At 72.9% G+C, this 19,257-nt stretch carries 21 protein-coding genes; 10 read left to right on the top strand and 11 right to left on the bottom strand.

The features are described from left to right. The first annotated feature begins 13 nt into the window (after nt 1-13). Together ccrA and HOQ23_RS16775 are read left to right on the top strand one after the other, a co-directional pair. Nucleotides 14-1,354, top strand: a complete 1,341-nt coding sequence (ccrA, locus tag HOQ23_RS16770) for a crotonyl-CoA carboxylase/reductase (protein WP_172215917.1) — start codon at nt 14-16, stop codon at nt 1,352-1,354. A 174-nt stretch (nt 1,355-1,528) separates the two neighbouring features. Further along, on the top strand, nt 1,529-2,725 hold the full coding sequence (locus HOQ23_RS16775) for a hypothetical protein (RefSeq protein ID WP_172215919.1): 1,197 nt from the start codon (nt 1,529-1,531) through the stop codon (nt 2,723-2,725). A gap of 182 nt (nt 2,726-2,907) precedes the next feature. Here HOQ23_RS16775 and HOQ23_RS16780 read toward each other — a convergent pair whose 3' ends face one another. After that, nucleotides 2,908-3,873, bottom strand: coding sequence for a DMT family transporter (locus HOQ23_RS16780; RefSeq protein WP_216654328.1), 966 nt, complete (start codon nt 3,871-3,873; stop codon nt 2,908-2,910). A gap of 47 nt (nt 3,874-3,920) precedes the next feature. Here HOQ23_RS16780 and HOQ23_RS16785 point away from each other — a divergent pair, with 47 nt between their 5' ends. After that, complete coding sequence (locus tag HOQ23_RS16785) at nt 3,921-4,466, top strand: CGNR zinc finger domain-containing protein (protein ID WP_172215923.1); 546 nt, start codon at nt 3,921-3,923, stop codon at nt 4,464-4,466. A gap of 19 nt (nt 4,467-4,485) precedes the next feature. On the opposite strand, the gene HOQ23_RS16790 is transcribed toward HOQ23_RS16785, so the two are convergent. Beyond that, a complete protein-coding gene (locus tag HOQ23_RS16790; RefSeq protein ID WP_172215925.1) occupies nt 4,486-5,274 on the bottom strand; it encodes an endo alpha-1,4 polygalactosaminidase in 789 nt (262 codons plus the stop codon). A gap of 56 nt (nt 5,275-5,330) precedes the next feature. Beyond that, nucleotides 5,331-6,086 (bottom strand): hypothetical protein, encoded by a 756-nt coding sequence (locus tag HOQ23_RS16795; RefSeq protein ID WP_172215927.1) that lies wholly within the window; start codon nt 6,084-6,086, stop codon nt 5,331-5,333. Between the two features lie 90 nt (nt 6,087-6,176). Between HOQ23_RS16795 and HOQ23_RS16800 the strand changes: the two genes are divergently transcribed. Together HOQ23_RS16800 and HOQ23_RS16805 are read left to right on the top strand one after the other, a co-directional pair. After that, nucleotides 6,177-7,493 (top strand): glutaminase, encoded by a 1,317-nt coding sequence (locus HOQ23_RS16800; RefSeq protein WP_172215929.1) that lies wholly within the window; start codon nt 6,177-6,179, stop codon nt 7,491-7,493. Between the two features lie 59 nt (nt 7,494-7,552). Beyond that, a complete protein-coding gene (locus tag HOQ23_RS16805) occupies nt 7,553-8,080 on the top strand; it encodes a polyketide cyclase (RefSeq protein WP_172215931.1) in 528 nt (175 codons plus the stop codon). Here the strand turns inward: HOQ23_RS16805 and HOQ23_RS16810 are convergent. After that, a complete protein-coding gene (locus tag HOQ23_RS16810; RefSeq protein WP_172215933.1) occupies nt 8,077-9,888 on the bottom strand; it encodes a 3-hydroxyacyl-CoA dehydrogenase family protein in 1,812 nt (603 codons plus the stop codon). The genes HOQ23_RS16805 and HOQ23_RS16810 overlap by 4 nt on opposite strands. A 46-nt stretch (nt 9,889-9,934) precedes the next feature. Continuing rightward, nucleotides 9,935-10,528: a GNAT family N-acetyltransferase gene (locus HOQ23_RS16815; RefSeq protein WP_172215935.1), complete on the bottom strand. Its 594-nt coding sequence runs from the start codon at nt 10,526-10,528 to the stop codon at nt 9,935-9,937. 39 nt (nt 10,529-10,567) lie between these two features. On the opposite strand from HOQ23_RS16815, the gene nucS reads away from it, so the two are divergent. Both nucS and HOQ23_RS16825 read left to right on the top strand, forming a co-directional pair. Continuing rightward, complete coding sequence (gene nucS / locus HOQ23_RS16820) at nt 10,568-11,254, top strand: endonuclease NucS (protein WP_172215937.1); 687 nt, start codon at nt 10,568-10,570, stop codon at nt 11,252-11,254. Nucleotides 11,255-11,261: 7 nt separating this feature from the next. Next, a complete protein-coding gene (locus HOQ23_RS16825; RefSeq protein WP_172215939.1) occupies nt 11,262-11,576 on the top strand; it encodes a DUF952 domain-containing protein in 315 nt (104 codons plus the stop codon). On the opposite strand, the gene HOQ23_RS16830 is transcribed toward HOQ23_RS16825, so the two are convergent. The 5 genes from HOQ23_RS16830 to HOQ23_RS16850 form a co-directional block, all read right to left on the bottom strand. Continuing rightward, entirely contained in the window at nt 11,563-12,687 is a 1,125-nt protein-coding gene (locus tag HOQ23_RS16830; RefSeq protein ID WP_172215941.1) for an ATP-binding protein, read from the bottom strand. The genes HOQ23_RS16825 and HOQ23_RS16830 overlap by 14 nt on opposite strands. A gap of 29 nt (nt 12,688-12,716) precedes the next feature. Beyond that, nucleotides 12,717-13,622 carry an FAD-dependent oxidoreductase gene (locus HOQ23_RS16835; RefSeq protein ID WP_172215943.1) on the bottom strand — a complete coding sequence of 302 codons (906 nt, stop codon included), beginning with the start codon at nt 13,620-13,622 and terminating at the stop codon, nt 12,717-12,719. 122 nt (nt 13,623-13,744) lie between these two features. Further along, nucleotides 13,745-14,269: a ferritin gene (locus HOQ23_RS16840; protein ID WP_172215945.1), complete on the bottom strand. Its 525-nt coding sequence runs from the start codon at nt 14,267-14,269 to the stop codon at nt 13,745-13,747. A gap of 52 nt (nt 14,270-14,321) precedes the next feature. Further along, the gene (locus HOQ23_RS16845; RefSeq protein ID WP_172215947.1) at nt 14,322-14,552 is read right to left on the bottom strand and encodes a hypothetical protein; all 231 of its coding nucleotides are present in this window, start codon (nt 14,550-14,552) and stop codon (nt 14,322-14,324) included. Nucleotides 14,553-14,657: 105 nt separating this feature from the next. After that, nucleotides 14,658-16,679: a protein meaA gene (locus HOQ23_RS16850; protein ID WP_172215949.1), complete on the bottom strand. Its 2,022-nt coding sequence runs from the start codon at nt 16,677-16,679 to the stop codon at nt 14,658-14,660. A 279-nt stretch (nt 16,680-16,958) separates the two neighbouring features. Between HOQ23_RS16850 and HOQ23_RS16855 the strand changes: the two genes are divergently transcribed. The 3 genes from HOQ23_RS16855 (at nt 16,959) to HOQ23_RS16865 (ending at nt 18,692) form a co-directional block, all read left to right on the top strand. Then, nucleotides 16,959-17,273, top strand: coding sequence for an STAS domain-containing protein (locus tag HOQ23_RS16855; RefSeq protein WP_172215951.1), 315 nt, complete (start codon nt 16,959-16,961; stop codon nt 17,271-17,273). 77 nt (nt 17,274-17,350) lie between these two features. Then, nucleotides 17,351-17,926, top strand: coding sequence for a cob(I)yrinic acid a,c-diamide adenosyltransferase (locus HOQ23_RS16860; RefSeq protein ID WP_172215953.1), 576 nt, complete (start codon nt 17,351-17,353; stop codon nt 17,924-17,926). Nucleotides 17,927-17,930: 4 nt separating this feature from the next. After that, nucleotides 17,931-18,692 carry a hypothetical protein gene (locus HOQ23_RS16865; protein ID WP_172215955.1) on the top strand — a complete coding sequence of 254 codons (762 nt, stop codon included), beginning with the start codon at nt 17,931-17,933 and terminating at the stop codon, nt 18,690-18,692. Nucleotides 18,693-18,751: 59 nt separating this feature from the next. Here HOQ23_RS16865 and HOQ23_RS16870 read toward each other — a convergent pair whose 3' ends face one another. After that, a complete protein-coding gene (locus HOQ23_RS16870; protein ID WP_172215957.1) occupies nt 18,752-19,204 on the bottom strand; it encodes a DUF2550 domain-containing protein in 453 nt (150 codons plus the stop codon). Between the last annotated feature and the right edge of the window lie 53 nt (nt 19,205-19,257).

Below are 19,257 nucleotides of genomic sequence, written 5' to 3' on the forward strand. Positions count from 1 at the left end.
CCTAGGAGCTCACGTGCAGAACATCCTCGACGCAATCCAGGCCGACGACGCGACCCCCCAGGACTTCGCCTCGCTGGCCCTCCCCGAGTCCTACCGTGCCGTGACCGTGCACAAGGACGAGGTGGACATGTTCGAGGGGGTGTCCAGCAAGGAGAAGGACCCCCGCAAGTCCCTCCACGTGGACGAGGTGCCGCTGCCCGAGCTCGGCCCCGGCGAGGCCTTCGTGGCGGTCATGGCCTCGGCGATCAACTACAACACCGTGTGGACCTCGATCTTCGAGCCCGTCTCCACCTTCGGGTTCCTCGAGCGCTACGGCCGCACCTCGCCGCTGGGCAAGCGCCACGACCTGCCGTACCACATCGTGGGCTCCGACCTGTCCGGCGTCGTGCTGAAGACCGGCCCCGGCGTCACCAAGTGGAAGCCCGGCGACCGGGTCGTCGCGCACTGCCTCTCCGTCGAGCTCGAGGGCCCCGACGGGCACAGCGACACGATGCTCGACCCCGAGCAGCGGATCTGGGGCTTCGAGACCAACTTCGGCGGCCTCGCCGAGGTCGCCATGGTCAAGGCCAACCAGCTGATGCCCAAGCCCGAGCACCTCACCTGGGAGGAGGCTGCCTCCCCCGGGCTGGTGAACTGCACGGCGTACCGCCAGCTGGTGAGCAAGAACGGCGGCGACATGAAGCAGGGCGACAACGTCTTGATCTGGGGCGCCTCCGGTGGCCTGGGCGGCTTCGCGACGCAGTACGCCCTCAACGGCGGCGCCACCCCCGTCTGCGTGGTCTCCAGCGAGGAGAAGGCGGCGATCGCGCGCTCGATGGGTGCGGAGCTGATCATCAACCGCTCCGAGGAGGACTACCGCTTCTGGAACGACGAGGGGACCCAGCAGAACCCGAAGGAGTGGAAGCGCTTCGGCGCGCGGATCCGCGAGCTCACCGGCGGTGAGGACATCGACATCGTCTTCGAGCACCCCGGCCGCGAGACCTTCGGCGCCAGCGTCTTCGTCACCCGCAAGGGCGGCACCATCACCACGTGCGCCTCGACCTCGGGCTACATGCACGAGTACGACAACCGCTACCTGTGGATGAACCTGAAGAAGATCATCTCCAGCCACTTCGCGAACTACCGCGAGTCGTGGGAGGCCAACCGCCTGGTCGCGAAGGGCGCCATCCACCCCACCCTGTCGCGCACCTACAAGCTCGACGAGACCGGCCAGGCCGCCCTCGACGTGCACCACAACAGGCACCAGGGCAAGGTCGGCGTGCTCTGCCTGGCCCCGCAGGAGGGTCTCGGCGTGCGCAACACCGAGTTGCGCGCCCAGCACGAGAGCGCGATCAACCGCTTCCGCGGCGTCTGAGCGCAGGTCGGGCCCGGACCAGCGCCGAGGAACCCATCCGCCCCTCGAGTCGTCGGGGTGGCGGGTGGGTTCTTCACCGTCCATCGGGGAGGATGGGGACTGCGCTGAACCGCCCGGTCGGACCGGTCGACAGCGCGACCGCGATCCACCCGATCTCAGTGGAAGAGGAACTCGATGAGCGACCAGGGCCTGTCCATCTTCGACGACGAGCCGGAGCGGCGCAGCTCCCCGGACGCCGACAAGACCCAGGTCATCCCGGTCACCGCGAGCCGGCCCGCCGGGACGTCCGGGGCCACCGCCGGCGCCCGTCCCGCCGGCCCTCCCCCCGGCTCCGGGGGTCCGGGCACGCCTCCTCCCGGCGCGCCACGGGCCGCCGCACCGGTCGAGCGGTTCCCGGTGGTGCGCCGCAACGGCTACGAGCCGAGCGCCGTCGACGCCCGCGTCGCCCAGCTCGCCAGCGAGCGCGCCGGGCTGGCCTCCGGCCTCGCCGAGGCCGAGCAGCGCACCGCGGCCCTCCAGGCCGAGCTCGAGAAGGCGCGCGAGCAGCTCGCCGAGGCCGAGAACCCCTCGTACGCCGGGCTGGGCGGGCGCGCCAGCGCCATGCTGCGCCTGGCCGAGGAGGAGGCCAGCGAGATCCGCGAGACCGCGCTGCGCGAGGCCGCCGAGATCCGCGAGCAGGCCGTGCGCGACGCGAAGGCCACCCGCGCCGACGCCGCCCGTGAGGCCGAGGACATGCGCACCGTGCAGCTGCAGGAGCTCGACGAGCAGCGGGCGCGCGCCGTCGCCGACGCCGAGCAGGAGCGTGCCCTGGCCCGCAGCGAGGCCGAGGACCTGCGCGCCTCCGCCCGCCGCGAGGCCGAGCAGCTGCGCCTGGCCTCCCAGCAGGAGGCCACCGAGCTGCGGACCTCCGCCCAGCGCGAGGTCGAGCAGGCCCGCGCCGCCGCGGACCGCGAGGTGCAGGAGGCCCGCCGGATGCTGGCGGTCGAGAAGGAGCGCCTGGCCCGCGAGGCCACCGACTTCCACAAGAGCGCCACCGCCGAGACCCGCAAGCTGGTCGAGGAGGCCGAGGCCCGTGCCACGGCTGCGGAGGAGCGGGCCCGCCAGGCCAACACCCAGGCCGCCGAGCAGCGCACCCACGCCCAGGCGGAGGCCGAGGCCCTCCTGGTCCGCGCCCGCCGCGAGGCCGAGCAGATCGTGACGTCGGCGCGCAGCCAGGCCGACTCGATCAGCTCCACCGGTCAGGCCGAGGCCGAGCGCGAGCTCGCCGCCACCCGCGCCGAGCTCGACCGCCTGCGCCGCCGCCGCGACGCCATCACCGCCCAGCTCGCCTCGCTGCGCGACGTGGTCGCCGGCTTCGGCGACGACGACTGACCCCGCCCGACCCGCACGACCCCGCACCACCTCCAAGCGCCGACTCGTACGCCGAGTCGGCGCTTGTGGTTGCGCGAGTCGGCGCTCGTGGTGTGTCCAGTCGGCCCTTGTGGTGGCGCGAGTCGGCCCTTGTGGTGGCGCGAGTCGGCGCTCGTGGTGGCGCGGAGACCGTACGCCGGCGCTCAGATCGTCGGCTCGACGCGGACCACCGTGCGCTCGCCGGCCTTGACGCCGATCACGCCGACGAGCACCAGCAGGCCGCCGGCGAGCTGGATCCAGCCGGGCAGCTCGTGCAGCAGCAGCCAGGAGAAGCCCACCGCGGCCACGACCTCGAGCAGCGCCACGAAGGACGCCAGCCGGGAGCCCAGGCGGCGGCCGGCGGCGATGCCGGTCGTGTAGGCGATCGCGGCGGTCACGACGCCGAGCGCCACGAGCGGGACCCACCAGGCGACGTCGCCCACGGCGTACTGCGCCGGGTCGGTCCCCGCCGACATCGGCAGTACGCCGAGCACCGCCAGGGTGCCGAGCACGACCGCGCCGACCACCAGGCCCCCCGCGGCGAGCACCATCGGGGGCAGGCCGAAGCTCTCGTCGGCGGAGATCACGAAGTAGGACGCGGCCCCGACCATCGCGCCGAGCGCCCACAGCACGCCCACGACGCTGAGCGCGGCGCCGGAGAACAGGTCGAGCACCAGCGCCAGGCCGACGACGGAGACCGCCGCCCCGACCAGCGTCACCGGGCCGGGGCGGTGGCCGTGGCGCAGCCACATCCAGACCACCACGGCCGCGGGGGCGGTGTACTCGATCAGCAGCGCGGGCGCGACCTGCATGTGCTGCACGGCCGAGAAGTAGCAGAACTGCGCCCCCGCGACCGCGAGCACGCCGTAGAGCACCACGACGCCGGCGTTCCTGCGCAGCAGCCTCCACTGCCCACGCAGCGCGACCAGGCCGAAGGGCAGCACCAGCAGCGCGGCGAGCCCGACGCGCACCAGGACCACGGCGCCCGGGCTCCACCCGGTGTCAAGGAGCCCCCGCGCGAGCGAGCCGGACATGCCGAAGCTGAGCGCGGAGACGAGCGCGAAGCCCAGACCGGCCGCCAGCCGTCCCCCGGCTGCTACCGGGACCGCGGTGGGGCTGTCATGGGTCATCGACGTCATGATCAGTGACGCTAGGCGGTGGCGGGTAACGTGTCAACATGCCCTTCGCTCATGACACGGCGGTGTCGCTGCAGACGGCCGCGGCGCTGGCCAACTCGGCCCTGGCGCCGGACACGCTGACCACGGTCGAGGACCTCGACGACTTCTACGCGCAGTGGGAGTACACCGGGCGGCGCGACGGCACCCGCGCGGAGCTGGACGACGTGCGCGCCCTGCGCCCGCGGCTGCGCGCGCTGCTCACCGCCGACCGCGACACGGCGGTCGAGCTGGTCAACGCGATGCTGCGCGACGGCGAGGCGCTCCCCCAGCTGGTGCGCCACGACACCTGGGACTGGCACCTGCACGCGGTCTCCCCCGACGCCCCGCTGGTGACCCGGATCTGCGTCGAGACCGCGATGGCGATGATCGACGTCATCCGCGGCGACGAGATGAACCGCCTCGGCATCTGCGCCGACGAGGACTGCGAGGGCATCGTCGTGGACCTCTCCCGCAACCGCTCCAAGCGCTTCTGCTCGGTGGCGTGCGGCAACCGCAACGCCGTCGCCGCCTACCGGGCCCGGCAGTCCTCCCTCACGACGTCCTGACGACCCGCCACCACAGGCCTCAGCACCAGCGCCGCACGCCCCGCGGCGACACGTCGCGGTCGCGCAGCACCACCGCCCACGCCTTCCCGCGGGTGCGGCACGTGCGCCGGAAGTCCCGCGCGCGGTACTCCACCGCCAGCACCCGACGCCCGTACGACGCGGCGTAGCGCCCGCACTCGCGGTAGCGCCCGCACTCCTCGGCCACCGCGAAGTCGAAGCCGACCCGGGTGCCGCGCAGGCCGGGCAGGTTCTTCTGCCCGGCGGCCAGCCCGGCGCGGTGGGCGTCGCGCACCAGCAGCCGTGCGAACGCGAGCGCCTGGCGACGGGTCAGCAGGCCGTGGCTGCGACTGAAGGAGTCGAGGTTGTCGTACTCGACCGCGTCGAACCCGGACCGCGCGCAGCCGCGCGTCCAGCGCCCGACGATCCGCGCGAGGCGCTCGCGCGTGGCGGCCGTGCGCAGGTCGAGCAGCCACTCGCCCCACTCCTCGTCGGCCACCGGACGCCCACCGTCGCGCAGCAGCAGCCCCGGCCGAGCACGCCAGAAGGCGCGCTCGTCGGGCTGGGTCTGGAAGCCGTTGACGTAGCAGACGTTGTAGCGCCCCGGCACCGGCTCGGCGCGCCGGTCGCGCACCACGATCCCCACCCGCGCCGGCACCGGGCGGACGCCGCCGAGCTGGTAGTCGGCGTCGGTGTCGACCGGCAGCGGCGTCGGGGCCGCCACCGGCGGGGGCGTCGAGGACACGGCCGAGGCGCCCGGGACCACCGCGGCGAGCGCCAGCGCGCCCACGAGCACGCCCAGCAGGAGCACGAGGACCGCGCGCGGCGCCGCGGGACCTGCACCCCGGAACGCGTCGCGAGGCGCGCTCAGAAGTCGAAGCCGTCGAACATGTCGCCGAGGCCCTCGCCCAGGCCGCCGAACATGTCGCCGAGCCCCTCGCCGACCTCGCCGATCGCGTCGAAGCCGCCGAACGCCCCGAACATCATCCCCATGAACATGAAGTCCATCGCGGCGAAGCCACCGAAGTAGCCCGCGGCGTACGGCTGGTAGGCACGACCGCCCTGCCAGTACGGCACCCGCTGGGTGCCGACCATCACCTGGCGCACGTCCGGCGCGGCCCCGGCCTGCACCCGCTCCAGGTCCAGCGCGCAGGCGGGCACGTCGCGCTCGGCGCCGCCGGCGGGGGTCCAGGGCACGTCGCCCACCGAGAGCCCGTGGCGCGGGTCGAAGAAGCACGGCGGGCGGCGCGTCGGCAGCGGCTGGCCGTGCACCCGCGCGCGCACGCAGGCGATCGCGTAGCGCCCGTCCTCGATGATCTCGGTGACGTGCTTGACCTCGTGCGGGGCGCTGAGCGCGTCGCCGGCCAGCTTGGCCGACTCGTAGGCGTCCAGCGCGCGCTGGTAGTCGGCGTTGGCGCCGGCGTCGAGCTGGTGCCCGGTCAGCTCGAGGTCGAGCTCCTGCAGGTCGACGCCGAGGGCGGTGATGTCCTCGAAGGTCAGCTTGCGCACCGGCGCGAGCTCGGCTTCGCGGCGAGCGAGCTCGCGTGCCTTGCGGCGGTTCGAGACGACGACGACCACGGCCACGACAGCGGCGACCAGGACGAGGAGGACCAGCCACTTCATGGTCCGACACTACGGCCCGCGACCAACCGTCGGGGCCAGGCGCGGCGTCGCTGGGACACCGCGTGTGGGGATGTGTGGTGGGGTGGGGTAGTGCGCTCCCCCATCCCTGACTACCTGACCGAGGTGCTGGACGCCTGCCACGAGGACGGCGGCGAGCTGGCGGACTACGTCGCCGAGCTCGCGCAGGCCGACCCGGACCGGTTCGGGCTCGCCCTCGCCACCGTGGACGGCGCCGTCTACGGCGTCGGCGACGACGAGGTGCCGTTCTCGATCCAGTCGATCTCCAAGCCCTTCGCCTATGCGCTGGCCATCGCCGAGCACGGGCTCGACGCGGTCCTCGAGCGGGTCGGCGTGGAGCCGTCGGGCGACGCCTTCAACGAGCTGTCGCTGGAGCTGGGCACCGGGCGACCCTTCAACCCGATGATCAACGCCGGCGCCCTGACGGTGCACGCGATGCTCGACGACGACCTGGTGTGCCGCGGGTTCTCCGCCTTCGCGGGCCGCGACCTGAAGGTCTCCGAGGAGGTCATGGCCTCCGAGCTCGACACGGCCGACCGCAACCGCGCGATCGCGTTCATGCTGCGCAGCCACGGCATCGTCGAGGGCGACGCCCAGCAGGTGGTCGAGGGCTACACCCGCCAGTGCGCCCTCCTGGTCACCGCCCGTGACCTGGCGGTGATGGCGGCGACGCTGGCGAACGGCGGGGTCCAGCCGGTCACCGGCGAGCGCGTGGTCCCGCACGAGGTGACGCGTCAGGTGATGGCCGTGATGGCGACCTGCGGCATGTACGACGCCGCCGGCGACTGGTTCAGCACCGTGGGCATCCCCGCCAAGAGCGGCGTGGCCGGCGGGCTGATCGGCGCCCTCCCGGGGCAGGCCGGGATCGCGACGTTCTCCCCCCGCCTTGACGAGCACGGCAACTCGGTGCGCGGCGTGCAGGTCTTCGAGCGCCTCTCGCGCGACATGGGGATGCACCTGATGGAGGTGCCGCCGCCGGCCCGCTCGCTGGTGCGCAGCCGCACCCGGATGCCCGGGGACACCGGCGACGGCTGGGTCTTCGAGCTCGAGGGCTCGGTCAACTTCGTCGGCATGGAGCGGGTGCTGCGCCACCTGTCCGAGGACCCGCCCGCGGACCCCGGTGTCGTGCTGGACCTGACCCGGGTCACCGAGGTCCGCGACGTGGGCCGCCGGATGCTCCTCGAGGCGGTACGCCGTCTGGTCCAGGACGGCCACGACGTCACGCTGGTCGACCCCGACGCGATGCTCGAGGCGTTCCCCGACGACCACACGGACGGCGACCTGGACGCCGGCGACGGCGTCGAGGTCCCGGTGTGCCGCGGCCCCGTCGGCGAGCCCGTCGGGGAGCCCGTCGCGGAACGGCCCGAGGACGTCCGCGAGGGCGCCTGAGACCCGCCCCCGCCGCGCGGCACGGCGTACGACGTGGCACGGCGTGCGACGATCGGCGCGTGACCGACACCCGCCTGGAGACCTCGCGCACGATCGGTGCGCCCGCCGCCGACATCTTCGCCCTGCTCTGCGACCCACACGGCCACGTGGCCATCGACGCGACCGGGATGCTCCAGGACGCCGACGGCGACCCGGTGCGCGCCGCCGGGGACAGCTTCGTGGTGCACATGGACCGCGAGTCGCTCAACGACATCCCCGAGATGGGCCGCTACGACGTCACCGTCACGATCCGCGACCTCGAGCCGGACCGGTTGATCTCCTGGACGATCCTCGGCCGGGTGCGCCCGCAGATCGGCCACGTCTACGGCTACCGCCTGGAGCCGGACCCCGAGCAGCCCGAGGACCCGGCGCGGACGCTCGTGACGTCGTTCTACGACTGGTCCGACATCCACCCGGACTGGGCCGGGCTGGACATGTTCCCCGTCGTCTCCGAGGCCGCGCTGCGCGGGACCCTCGGGATCCTGGACCGCACCGTGCGCCGCGGGTACCCCCGTCCGGGGCAGCCGCGGCCCACGCCGGAGGCCTAGCGGCGCGAGTGGTCGCGGAACCCGCGCCCGGTCTTGCGCCCGAGGTAGCCCGCGGTCACCAGGTGCTCCAGCAGCGGCGCCGGCGCGAAGCCGGGCTCGCGGAACTCCAGGTAGAGCTCGCGCTGGATGGCCAGCGAGACGTCGTTGCCGACCACGTCGAGCAGCTCGAAGGGCCCCATCGGCAACGCACAGCCCAGCTTCATCGCGGAGTCGATGTCGTCGGCCGTGGCGTAGTGCGCCTCGAGCATGCGCACCGCGTCGTTGAGGTAGGGGAACAGCAGCGCGTTCACGATGAACCCGGCCCGGTCGGTGCAGCTGACCGCGACCTTGCCGACCTGCTCGCACAGCGCGCGGGTGGTCTCGGTGACCGCCTCGTCGGTCGCGACGGTGGAGACCACCTCGACCAGCCTCATGATCGGGGCCGGGTTGAAGAAGTGCATGCCGACCACGTCGCGCGGACGGGAGGTGGCCTGGGCGCAGGTGATGATCGGCAGCGAGGACGTGGTGGTGGCCAGGATCGCGCCCGGCTTGCAGATCTCGTCGAGGTTCGCGAACAGGGTCGTCTTGACCTGGAGATCCTCGGCGATCGCCTCGACCACGATGTCCACCGACGCCAGTTCGTCGAGGGAGGTGGAGCCGGTCAGCCGCGCCAGCACCTCGCCCCTGGCGGTCTCCGCGAGCTTGCCGCGCTGCACCGCCTTGTCCAGCGACTTCTCGATCGCGGCGCGGACGCCGGCGACCTTGGCCTCCGAGCGCCCGACGTACACGACGTCGAAGCCGGCCTTGGCGAAGACCTCGACGATGCCGGTCGCCATCGTGCCGGTGCCGACGACGCCGACCTGGGCGATGTCGTGGCGCAGCTGCGGGCGCGCGTCGGCGGACGGGGTCTTGTCGTCGGGGACCACGACCGGGCTGTCGGGGCCCTCGTAGGTGTAGAAGCCGCGACCGGTCTTGCGGCCCAGCAGGCCCGCGGTGACCATCTGCTTGAGGATCGGCGCCGGGGCGTGCAGCCGGTCGCGACCCTGCTTGTACATCGTGTCCAGGATCTCGTACGCCGTGTCGAGGCCGATCAGGTCGAGCAGCGCCAGCGGGCCCATCGGGTAGCCGCAGCCGTAGCGCATGGCGGCGTCGATGTCCTCGCGGGAGGCGTACTTGTTCTCGTACATCGACACCGCGTGGTTGAGGTAGCCGAAGAGCAGGGTGTTGGCGATGAAGCCGGCCTTGTCACCGCACACCACCGGGGTCTTGCCCAGCGTGCGGACCAGCGCGGTCACGTCGGCGAGGACCGACTCCTCGGTGACCACGGTGCGCACGACCTCCACGAGGTCCTGCACCGGCGCGGGGTTGAAGAAGTGGGTGCCCACGACCCGGCCGGGCCGGGCGGTCGCGGCCGACAGGTCGGTCACCGACAGCGAGGAGGTGTTGGTGGCCAGGATCGCCTCGGGCGCGACGATCGCGTCGAGCTCGCGGAAGACCTGCTTCTTGGCCTCCATCGACTCCGGGATCGCCTCCAGGACCAGGTCCGCCTCCGCGAGGTCCTTCAGCGAGGTCGTGAGCGTGATCCGGCCGAGGATCTCGGCCTGCTCGGCCTCGCTCAGCTTGCCGCCCCGCACGGCGCGCGCCGTGGAGTGCTCCAGGTGGGCGCGGCCGCGGGCGAGGGTCTCGTCGTCCAGCTCGACGCCGACCACGCGGTGGCCGGTGCGGGCGAAGACCTCGGCGACCCCGGCACCCATGGTGCCGAGCCCGACGACGCCGATCGTCGTGAAGGGACGGGAGGTGGCTGCGGGCGTTGCGGGGGCGCTCGTCATGGCCGGGATCATGGCACGTATTACCGGGGAGTAACAGTGATCCAGGTCATGCGTTCCGCGCCTGTCCCCCCAGCGCGATGTCGAGGAGGATGCGCGCGCCCGCCCGCTCCAGGCCGCGCTCGCGCTCCTCGACCACCAGCCGCCGCTGCCACCCCGACGGGCGCTCCACCTCGGTGAACCCCAGGCGCCGGTAGAACGGCTCGTTGAACGCGACCTCGCGGTAGGTGGTCAGCGAGAGCCGCTCGTGCCCCGCCCAGCGGGCCTCCTCCAGGGCCGCGCGCACCAGCGCGGTCCCGAGGCCGCGACGGGCGTGGTCGGGGTGCACGGCCAGCTGCTCGAGATGCGCGTCGCCGTCGATCACCTGCACGTGGGCGAAGCCGATCGGGGGGTCCCCGGCGACCAGCAGGAACCCGGGGCGCAGGTCGCGGTCGCGCCCGTCGACCGGCTCGCCCCACCCCGCGTCGGCCGGCTCCACGCCCAGCGCCGCGAGCAGCACGGCGTCGGCCGCGGCCTCCAGCGGGGCGAGCCGGCGCAGGTCGCGCGGCGCCGCCGCACGGACGCCGGGCCGCTCCTCCGGCGGTACGTCGAGGCGCTGCGGGCGGGCGCGCGCGGCGTCCGCCGGGCTGGGGTGGTCGGCCATGCGCAGACCCTACGCGGGCGACCGGTAGCCTCTGCGCACGTGAGACTCGTCGTTGCGAAGTGCCAGATCGACTACGCGGGGCGGCTCACTGCCCACCTGCCGATGGCCACCCGGGTGCTGATGATCAAGGCCGACGGCTCGGTGCTCGTGCACTCCGACGGCGGCTCCTACAAGCCGCTGAACTGGATGTCGCCCCCGTGCACCCTGCGCGAGGGCACCACCGACGAGGGCGTGCCGGAGTGGACGGTCACCAGCACCAAGACCGACGACACCCTGCGGATCCTGCTCGCGGAGGTCATCAGCGACTCCAGCCACGACCTCGGCGTGGACCCCGGCCTGCAGAAGGACGGCGTCGAGAAGCACCTCCAGGAGCTCCTCGCCGAGCACCCGGCCACCATCGCCCCCGGCCTCACCCTGGTGCGCCGGGAGTTCCCGACCGCGATCGGCCCGGTCGACCTGATGTGCCGCGACGCCGAGGGCCGCAGCGTGGCCGTCGAGATCAAGCGCCGCGGCGAGATCGACGGCGTGGAGCAGCTCACCCGCTACCTCGAGCTGCTCAACCGCGACCCGCTGCTGACCACCAACGGCACCGTCAGCGGCGTCTTCGCCGCCCAGCAGATCAAGCCCCAGGCCCGGGTGCTGGCCGAGGACCGCGGCATCCGCTGCGTCACCGTGGACTACGACGCCCTGCGCGGGCTGGACGACCCGAGCCACCGGCTGTTCTGATCGGTCCATGCGGATCTTCCACGTCGCCACCCGTGCCGACTGGGAGGCGGCGCGGGCGCGCGGCGCCTACACCACCTCCACCCGCGGCGTGAGCCTGGCCGAGCAGGGCTACATCCACGCCAGCCGCGCCGACCAGTGGGAGGGCGTGCGGGCGGCGTACTACGCCGACGTGGAGGAGCCGCTGGTGCTGCTGGAGATCGACACCGACCTGCTCGACGTGCCGGTCCTCGTGGAGGCGCCGGCACCCGGGGCGGCGGAGACCTTCCCACACGTGTACGGCGCGATCCCGCCCGCCGCCGTGGTCGCCGTCAGGGAGCTGTGAGCTCCCCAGCGTCGGTACCGGGGTCGGCGCCGGCGTCGTAGCGCAGCCGGACCCGGAAGCTGGTGCCCTGCCCGCGCTCGCTGTGCACCGTGACCGTCCCCTCGTGGGCGGCAACCACCCGCTGCACGATCGAGAGCCCGAGCCCGGCGCCCTGCACGTGGGCCGCGATCGCGCTCGGGGTGCGGTAGAGGCGCTCGAAGAGGTGCGGGATCTCGTCGGGCTCGACGCCCACGCCGGTGTCGGAGACCTCGAGGACCGGCCCGGTGCCGTCGTCGCACACCCGCACCGTCACCTGCCCGCCGGACGGGGTGAACTTGAACGCGTTGGTGAGCAGGTTCTCCAGGACCTGGGCCAGCCGGTCGCGGTCCCCGGAGACCACGGGCACCGGCTCGGTCTCGATGACCAGCTCGACGCCGGCGGCGCGCGCGGCGGGCATCTGGTCGGCGACCACCCGAGCGGCGAGCGCGGCCAGGCTCATCGGGACGCGCTGGACCCGCATCCGGTCCCCGTCGAAGAACGCCATCGTCAGCAGGTCGTCGACGAGGCGCAGCTCGCGAGCCGCGTTGCGCCGGATCACCTCGACCAGCGCCCGGGCGCGGCCGCCCAGCTGTTCCTCGGGCAGGTCGGCGAGCAGCTCGGAGTAGCCGATCACCGAGGTCAGCGGGGTGCGCAGCTCGTGGGAGACGGTGCCGATCAGCTCGTCGCGCAGCCGGTCGGCCTCGGCCTCCATCCGCCGGCGCTCGGTGATGTCGCGCAGCGCCGCGGAGACCAGCACGCCGCTCTCGGTCACCAGCGGCGACAGCGAGATCTCCACCGGCACCTCGTGGCCCGCGCTGTGCAGCGCCGTGAGCCCCTGGCTCGCGCTCATCGGACGCGGGCTCGGTCGGCCCACGAACCCCTGACGGCGGCCCGGGTGCTGGGGACGGAAGCGCGCGGGGACGAGGACCTCGACCGGGTGACCGACCAGGTCCTCGCGGCGGTGGCCGAGCACCCGCTCGACCTGGCGGTTGACCAGCACGATCAGGCCGTCGCCGTCGACGATCACCGTGGGGTCCGGCGCGGCGTCCAGGAGCTCGCGGAACAGACCGCTGTCGAGTTCCGGCCGCGTCACGCGCGTATCGTACGTGGCGGGTCGTGAGGTCACTCCGCCAGCCCGGCGACCTCCTCCGCGCAGCCCCAGGCGAGGGTGACCCCGGCGCCGCCGTGGCCGTAGCAGTGGATCACCCGACCGGCCCGTTCCAGCCGCACGACCGGGCGCACCGGACGCAGCCCGACGCGGTGGCGCAGCACCTTCGCGCCCGCGAGCTCGGGCACCAGGGCCTGCGCGCGCCGCAGGATCGACTCCGCGACCACCGGGTCGGGGGTGCGGCTCCAGACCCCCTCCTCGTCGGTGCCGCCGAGGACGATCTCGCGCTCGCGCGGCACGACGTACGTCGGCCCGGCGGCGTCGAGCCACCACTGCTCCAGCCCGACCTGCTCGACGTGGACCACCTGCCCGCGCACCGGGAGGACCGCCCGGTCGCCGGCGAGCAGCCGGGTCCCGATCCCGGCGCAGTCGACCACCAGGTCGGCCCCGGTCGGGAGCGCGGCGAGGTTGAGCCGGGTGAGGGTGCCCCCGAGCTCCTCGACGCGGCGGGTGAGCCACCGCAGGTGCACTGGCATCTCCACCACGGGTGCGACGAACGAGCGCCCCGCGGCGTACCCCGGCGGCAGCGCGCGCGGCGCCACCAGCTCCGGGACCGCGTCGGCCCACCACGGCGGGCCGGTGGTCTCGTGCAGCACCTCGGTCCCCCACCGCAGGCGCACGCCCGACTCGGGCTCGTCCTGCGCCAGTGCGGCGAGCACCTCGCGCGAGCGCGCGGCCCAGGCGGTGACCCGGTCCTGTGGCAACGCTCGGTAGGGGTACCACAGCGCGGCCGCGATCGCCGAGGTCGTCTCCAGGGGCAGGTCGCGCGCGACCACGTCCACACGGTGCCCGGCCTCCAGCAGCCGTACGGCGGCGGTCAGCCCGATCACGCCGGCCCCGACCACGATCACCCTGCTCATCGGCACCTCCGCACCTCGACGTCCCTCACGCCGCAGTGTGGCGCATCCGCGTGCCCGCACCGCTCCCCGCAGGGAGAACGCGCCGTGCCCCGCCCGCTGCGCGCCGTGGGCCGCCGGGCCGATCAGGCGCCGGCGATGCGCGGCGCGGTCGGGTCGGTGTCGCCGCCGCCCTGCTCGCGGGCGACGTAGTCCTCGAGGTCCTCGACGTCGTCGCGGTTGCGGATCGCGACGGCCAGCAGGTCCGACATCGTCGCGACCTCCTCGACCTGCTCCTTGATGAACCACTGCATGAACTGCTCGGAGGCGAAGTCGTGCTCCTCGCGCGCGACCCGCAGCAGGTCGTTGATCTGCTCGGTGACGCGCTTCTCCTGCTCCAGGGCCAGGCGGATCGGCGCGACGACGTCCTCGAAGTGCGCCACCGGCGCCTCCGCGCCCGGGATCACGACGTCCGCGTCGGTGTCGAGGAGGTACTGCACCATCATCATCGCGTGGTCGCGCTCCTCGAGCGCCTGGCCGTAGAAGAACGCCGCCATCCGGGGCATCGTCAGCGCGTCGTAGTGCACCGCACAGGCGAGGTACTGGTTGTGGGCGGCGAACTCGTTGCCGATCTGAATGTTGAGCTGCTCGGCGAAACGGGGGGCGACCATCGAGGACTCCTGGCTGGACGTGGACACGGAGGAGGTCGCCGGGAGCGAGGGCTCAGGCGACCTCAGCAAGCTTCTTCTTGGTGACCTTCTTGCCGTCGACCCGCACGAGCTTGCGCTTCTTGACCGTATACCCCGGAGGCAGCGTGCCCTCCTTCAGCATCCGCAGCGGACAGCGCCCGCACTTGGTCTTCGACTCGCAGCACTCGAGCTTGGGAAGCTTGCGGACCTTCGCCTCCGACTTCGAGGCGGACTTCGACGCGTCCTTCGCCTTGTCCTTCGCCATGCCCAGCACGGTAGCAGGATTTCGTTAGGCATGCCTTACCTATGCCGGACTTTCTGTGGCCCGCGCCACTCGGCACGTCGATCGAGCCCCTCGCCCGCGCGGTCCTCAGTCCAGGCCGTTGGCCCGGCGGATCACGTCGACGATGCCGCCCATGATCTCGGTCAGCCCGAAGTCCTTCGGCGTGTAGACGCCGGCGACGCCGAGCTCGCGCAGCCGGCGGCCGTCGGAGTCCGGGATGATGCCGCCGACGATCACCGGCACGTCCTCCAGCCCGGCCTCGCGGAGCCCGTCGAGCACCGCGGGCACCAGCTCCATGTGCGAGCCGGACAGGATCGAGAGCCCGACGCAGTGCACGTCCTCCGCGACGGCGGCGCCCACGATCTGCTCCGGGGTGAGCCGGATGCCCTGGTAGACGACCTCGAACCCCGCATCGCGCGCGCGTACGGCGACCTGCTCGGCGCCGTTGCTGTGCCCGTCCAGGCCGGGCTTGCCGACCAGCAGCCGCAGCCGCCCGCCGAGCTCCTCGCCCGTGGCGCGCACCCGCTCGCGGACCGCGGCGAGGTCGGCGCCGGGGGCGGCCACCCCCACCGCGCCGCTGACACCCGTGGGGGCGCGGAACTCGCCGAAGACCTCACGCAGCGTCCCGGCCCACTCCCCCGTGGTCGCACCAGCGCGGGCGGCGACCAGGGTCGGCGCCATCAGGTTCGCGTCGGTCTTCGCGGCGGCAGCGAGCGCCTCGAGGGCCCGAGCGACCTCGTCCTCGTCGCGCTGCGCCTTCCAGGCCTCGACGCTGTCGATCGCCGACTGCTCCGCGGCCGGGTCGGCCGCCATGATCGCGGCGTCGAGGTCCGCGGTCAGCGGGGACGGCTCGGTGGTCTCGTAGCAGTTGACCCCGACGATGCGCTCCTCGCCGGACTCGATGCGCGCGCGCCGGGCGGCGTGGCTGGAGACCAGCGCCTGCTTCATGTAGCCCGACTCCACTGCGGCCACGGCCCCGCCCATCTCCTGCACGCGCTCGATCTCCGCGCGGGCGCCCTCGACGAGCTCGGCGACCTTCGCCTCGATGACGTGGGAGCCCTCGAAGATGTCGTCGTACTCCAGCAGGTCCGACTCGACGGCCAACACCTGCTGCAGGCGCAGCGACCACTGCTGGTCCCAGGGGCGCGGCAGGCCGAGCGCCTCGTTCCACGCCGGCAGCTGGAGGGCGCGGGCGCGGGCGTCCTTCGAGAGCGTGACGCCCAGCATCTCCAGCACGATGCGCTGGACGTTGTTCTCCGGCTGGGCCTCGGTCAGGCCGAGCGAGTTCACCTGCACGCCGTAGCGGAAGCGACGCATCTTGGGGTCGGTCACGCCGTATCGCTCGGCGGTGATCTCGTCCCACAGCCGCACGAAGGCCCGCATCTTGCAGGTCTCCTCGATGAAGCGCACGCCGGCGTTGACGAAGAACGAGATCCGGCCGACGACCTTCTCGAAGTCGTCCTCGGAGACCTGGCCGGAGGCCTTGACCGCGTCCAGGACCGCGATCGCGGTGCACAGCGAGTAGGCCAGCTCCTGCGTCGGGGTCGCCCCGGCCTCCTGCAGGTGGTAGCTGCAGATGTTGATCGGGTTCCACTTCGGGATGTGGTGGACCGTGTAGGCGATCATGTCGCTGATCAGGCGCAGGGAGTGCTCGGGGCCGAACACGTAGGTGCCCCGGGAGAGGTACTCCTTGATGATGTCGTTCTGCGTCGTCCCGGCCAGCTGCACCGCGACGTCCTCGGGTGCGAGATCGGGATTCTGCTCCTCCGCGACGACCTGGTACATCGCCAGCAGCCACATGGCCGGCGCATTGATCGTCATCGAGGTGTTCATCTCGGTGAGGGGAATGGAGTCGAACAGCTTGCGCATCTCGCCCAGGTGCGGGACCGGTACGCCGACCTTGCCCACCTCGCCGCGCGCGAGCGGGCTGGTCGGGTCGTAGCCGGTCTGCGTCGGCAGGTCGAAGGCGACCGAGAGGCCGGTCTGGCCCTTGGCGAGGTTGGTGCGGTAGAGCGCGTTGGAGGCTTCGGCCGTGGAGTGGCCCGCGTAGGTCCGCATCACCCACGGGCGGTCCTTCACGGGACGGTCCGGGCTGTGGTTCTCGGTCATGGGGGAAGGGTAGGGCGAGACCTACCCTTTGGTAACTACCTGTGGTCTTTCCTACATCCACGGCCCCGCTCTGGACCGGTCCCGCAATCGGAGAAAGCGGTCGCGCGCATGGAATTGGGCCGGTTGGGAGAACTGATTCCCACCGGGGCGGTGTTTTCACGAAGGCAAAATGAAGAAATAGCGGCCCTGCGTGCAACGAAATGGCGTGCTGGCGCGTCATTCTCGGTGACGGAACACACCAATGGGCGCGGGGCGCATTCTCGGGAGACGGGCGAAACGATGGAGATCAACTCGGACGGACCGGCTCTCGTGCTCAGCGGCGCCTTCGACGTGCGCAGCACCAGCGAGGTGCGCCACGCCCTCTACGCCCACCTCGCGGCCCGCGGTGAGGGCGAGGTCGTCGTCGACCTCACCGCCGTCGACGTGGTCGACCTGACCGCGCTGAGGGTGCTGGCACTCGCCAGCCGTCGTGCCCACGAGGAGCGCGGCCAGCACCTGGTGCTGCGCGGCTGCGGACCCGCCGTGCGCCGGATGCTGCACAAGAGCCGGCTGATCCGCGTCCTCGAGGTCGAGCGCGCCGTGATCCCGGCCTGAGCACCGGCACCCGGCCGGTGACGGGCGCCGCTCGCGGCGAGCACCGGCGCGCCGGTCGCGGGCACTAGCCTCGTGCCATGGTCAACCTCACCAGGATCTACACCCGCACCGGCGACGGCGGCGAGACGCGTCTCGGCGACATGAGCCTCACCACGAAGAACGACCTGCGCCTGCACGCCTACGCCGACGTCGACGAGTCCAACGCCGTCATCGGCGTCGCGCTCGCCACCGGCACCCTCCCCGAGGACGTGGTCCGGGTGCTGACCCGCATCCAGAACGACCTCTTCGACGTGGGCGCCGACTTGTGCACGCCGGTCGTGACGGACCCCGAGTACCCGCCGCTGCGCATCGAGCAGGCCTACGTCGACCGCCTCGAGGCCTGGTGCGACGAGTACAACGAGCAGCTGCCCGCGCTGCGCTCGTTCATCCTCAACGGCGGCACCCCCGCCGCCGCGCAGCTGCACGTCGCCCGCACCGTCGTACGCCGTGCCGAGCGGGCCGCCTGGGCTGCCTTCGAGGTGCACGGCGAGGCCATGAACAAGCTCGCGCTGACCTACCTGAACCGGCTCTCGGACCTGCTCTTCATCCTCGCCCGGTACGCCAACGGCTCGCAGGGCGACGTGCTGTGGGTCCCCGGCGGCGAGCGGGACTGAGCCGGTGACCCCCGAACGGTTCTGGGAGCTCATCGGCTCCCTCGGTGGCGTCGCCGACGACGCCTCCTGCGAGCGCCTGGACCTCGTGCTGCAGCGCTCCGGCGAGGGCGACGCCTTCGCCGACCAGGTGGAGGTCCACGTCGCCGACCTGCTGCGCCACTGCGGCGTCCCGGCCGACCTGCCCGAGGACACCGACGAGTGGGTCGCCGCAGCGGTCGTCGCTGCCGGGCGCGAAGCCTACGAGACGACGATCGCGGCCGGCGAGGAGCTGGACCCCACCCGCTGGCGCTGGCAGGACGCGGAGGCGCTGCTCGTCACCGGCTGGAGCAGCCACGCCGCGGCCGTCGACCCCACCCCGCGCGAGCACGACCCGGGCTTCCCGGTGACCCTGCAGTGGAAGGTCGCCTCTCCCCCGCCGGGGGTGGTGACCAGCTACGGCACCGACGACCTCGGCGACGACCCCGAGACCGGCGTCGTCGCGACCTCCGACCCCGCCTGGGACCGGGCCCGGCGCGACCTCGGCGCCGACCCGGCGCTCGTCGAGGAGCTGGCCGGTCTCGACTGGCTGGACCTGCACCTCGTGGTCCGCGACGGCGACGACGTCACCGAGCCCGTCCTGCACCCCTACCCCTCGCCGACCTCGGTGCGTTCGGTGGTGCTGGTGGTGCCGCAGTCGCTCTTCGCCGACCCCGCCACCCGCGCCGACGCCTACGTCGAGGCGGTGCAGGCGCTGGTCGCGGCGCTGGCCGGCCGCATCCACCGCTGACACGATCGGGCCCCTGCCCCGTGCGGGCAGGGGCCCGATCGGTCCGGGTGCCCGATGAATCAGGCGCGGCGGCGAGTGCTCCAGTCGGTGCCCGGCGGACGCGCCTCGAGCCACGCCTGGAAGCCGGTCAACGAGGCGACGCTCATCGCGAGCTCGACCTGGCCGGCGGGGCTGGCACAGCCGATGATGACGTGGTCGGGGTACAGCGACATCTCCTCGTGGCCCTCGGCCACGCGGCGCACCTCGTAGCTGAGCGAGGAGCGGTCCCAGCTGCGCTTGGGGCGCGGGGAGAGGGAGAAGATGCGGAACCACTCCAGCCGCTCACCGGAGTAGCGGCCCAGACCGAGCACCCAGCCCCGTCCGGGGCGGTCCGAGCGCACCCGGTAGCTCAGCTCGAAGGTCCCGCCGTCGCGCGAGAGGAACCGGCGCCGGAGCACCAGGGCCAGTCCGTAGGCCAGCACGAGGAGCACCAGGACGCCGGCGATGTCCAGCACCCACTGCCACAGCGGCATCTGCACTCCTGGGGGAAAAACACGTCGACCGGTGTCCGTCACCCTACTGGGGG

Origin of the sequence: Nocardioides sp. zg-DK7169 (assembly GCF_013155365.1) — a bacterium.
Taxonomy (GTDB): Bacteria; Actinomycetota; Actinomycetes; order Propionibacteriales; family Nocardioidaceae; genus Nocardioides.

What these genes read in the sequence shown, in the direction of transcription:
- HOQ23_RS16785 (WP_172215923.1), top strand. Translation starts at nt 3,921, where the DNA reads ATGCCCTTCGCTCATGACACGGCGGTGTCGCTGCAGACGGCCGCGGCG.
- HOQ23_RS16825 (WP_172215939.1), top strand. Translation starts at nt 11,262, where the DNA reads ATGCGGATCTTCCACGTCGCCACCCGTGCCGACTGGGAGGCGGCGCGG.
- HOQ23_RS16815 (WP_172215935.1), bottom strand. Translation starts at nt 10,528, where the DNA reads ATGGCCGACCACCCCAGCCCGGCGGACGCCGCGCGCGCCCGCCCGCAG.
- HOQ23_RS16860 (WP_172215953.1), top strand. Translation starts at nt 17,351, where the DNA reads ATGGTCAACCTCACCAGGATCTACACCCGCACCGGCGACGGCGGCGAG.
- HOQ23_RS16780 (WP_216654328.1), bottom strand. Translation starts at nt 3,873, where the DNA reads ATGACCCATGACAGCCCCACCGCGGTCCCGGTAGCAGCCGGGGGACGG.
- HOQ23_RS16870 (WP_172215957.1), bottom strand. Translation starts at nt 19,204, where the DNA reads ATGCCGCTGTGGCAGTGGGTGCTGGACATCGCCGGCGTCCTGGTGCTC.
- HOQ23_RS16850 (WP_172215949.1), bottom strand. Translation starts at nt 16,679, where the DNA reads ATGACCGAGAACCACAGCCCGGACCGTCCCGTGAAGGACCGCCCGTGG.
- HOQ23_RS16835 (WP_172215943.1), bottom strand. Translation starts at nt 13,622, where the DNA reads ATGAGCAGGGTGATCGTGGTCGGGGCCGGCGTGATCGGGCTGACCGCC.
- HOQ23_RS16775 (WP_172215919.1), top strand. Translation starts at nt 1,529, where the DNA reads ATGAGCGACCAGGGCCTGTCCATCTTCGACGACGAGCCGGAGCGGCGC.
- HOQ23_RS16845 (WP_172215947.1), bottom strand. Translation starts at nt 14,552, where the DNA reads ATGGCGAAGGACAAGGCGAAGGACGCGTCGAAGTCCGCCTCGAAGTCG.
- HOQ23_RS16810 (WP_172215933.1), bottom strand. Translation starts at nt 9,888, where the DNA reads ATGACGAGCGCCCCCGCAACGCCCGCAGCCACCTCCCGTCCCTTCACG.
- HOQ23_RS16795 (WP_172215927.1), bottom strand. Translation starts at nt 6,086, where the DNA reads ATGAAGTGGCTGGTCCTCCTCGTCCTGGTCGCCGCTGTCGTGGCCGTG.
- HOQ23_RS16855 (WP_172215951.1), top strand. Translation starts at nt 16,959, where the DNA reads ATGGAGATCAACTCGGACGGACCGGCTCTCGTGCTCAGCGGCGCCTTC.
- HOQ23_RS16840 (WP_172215945.1), bottom strand. Translation starts at nt 14,269, where the DNA reads ATGGTCGCCCCCCGTTTCGCCGAGCAGCTCAACATTCAGATCGGCAAC.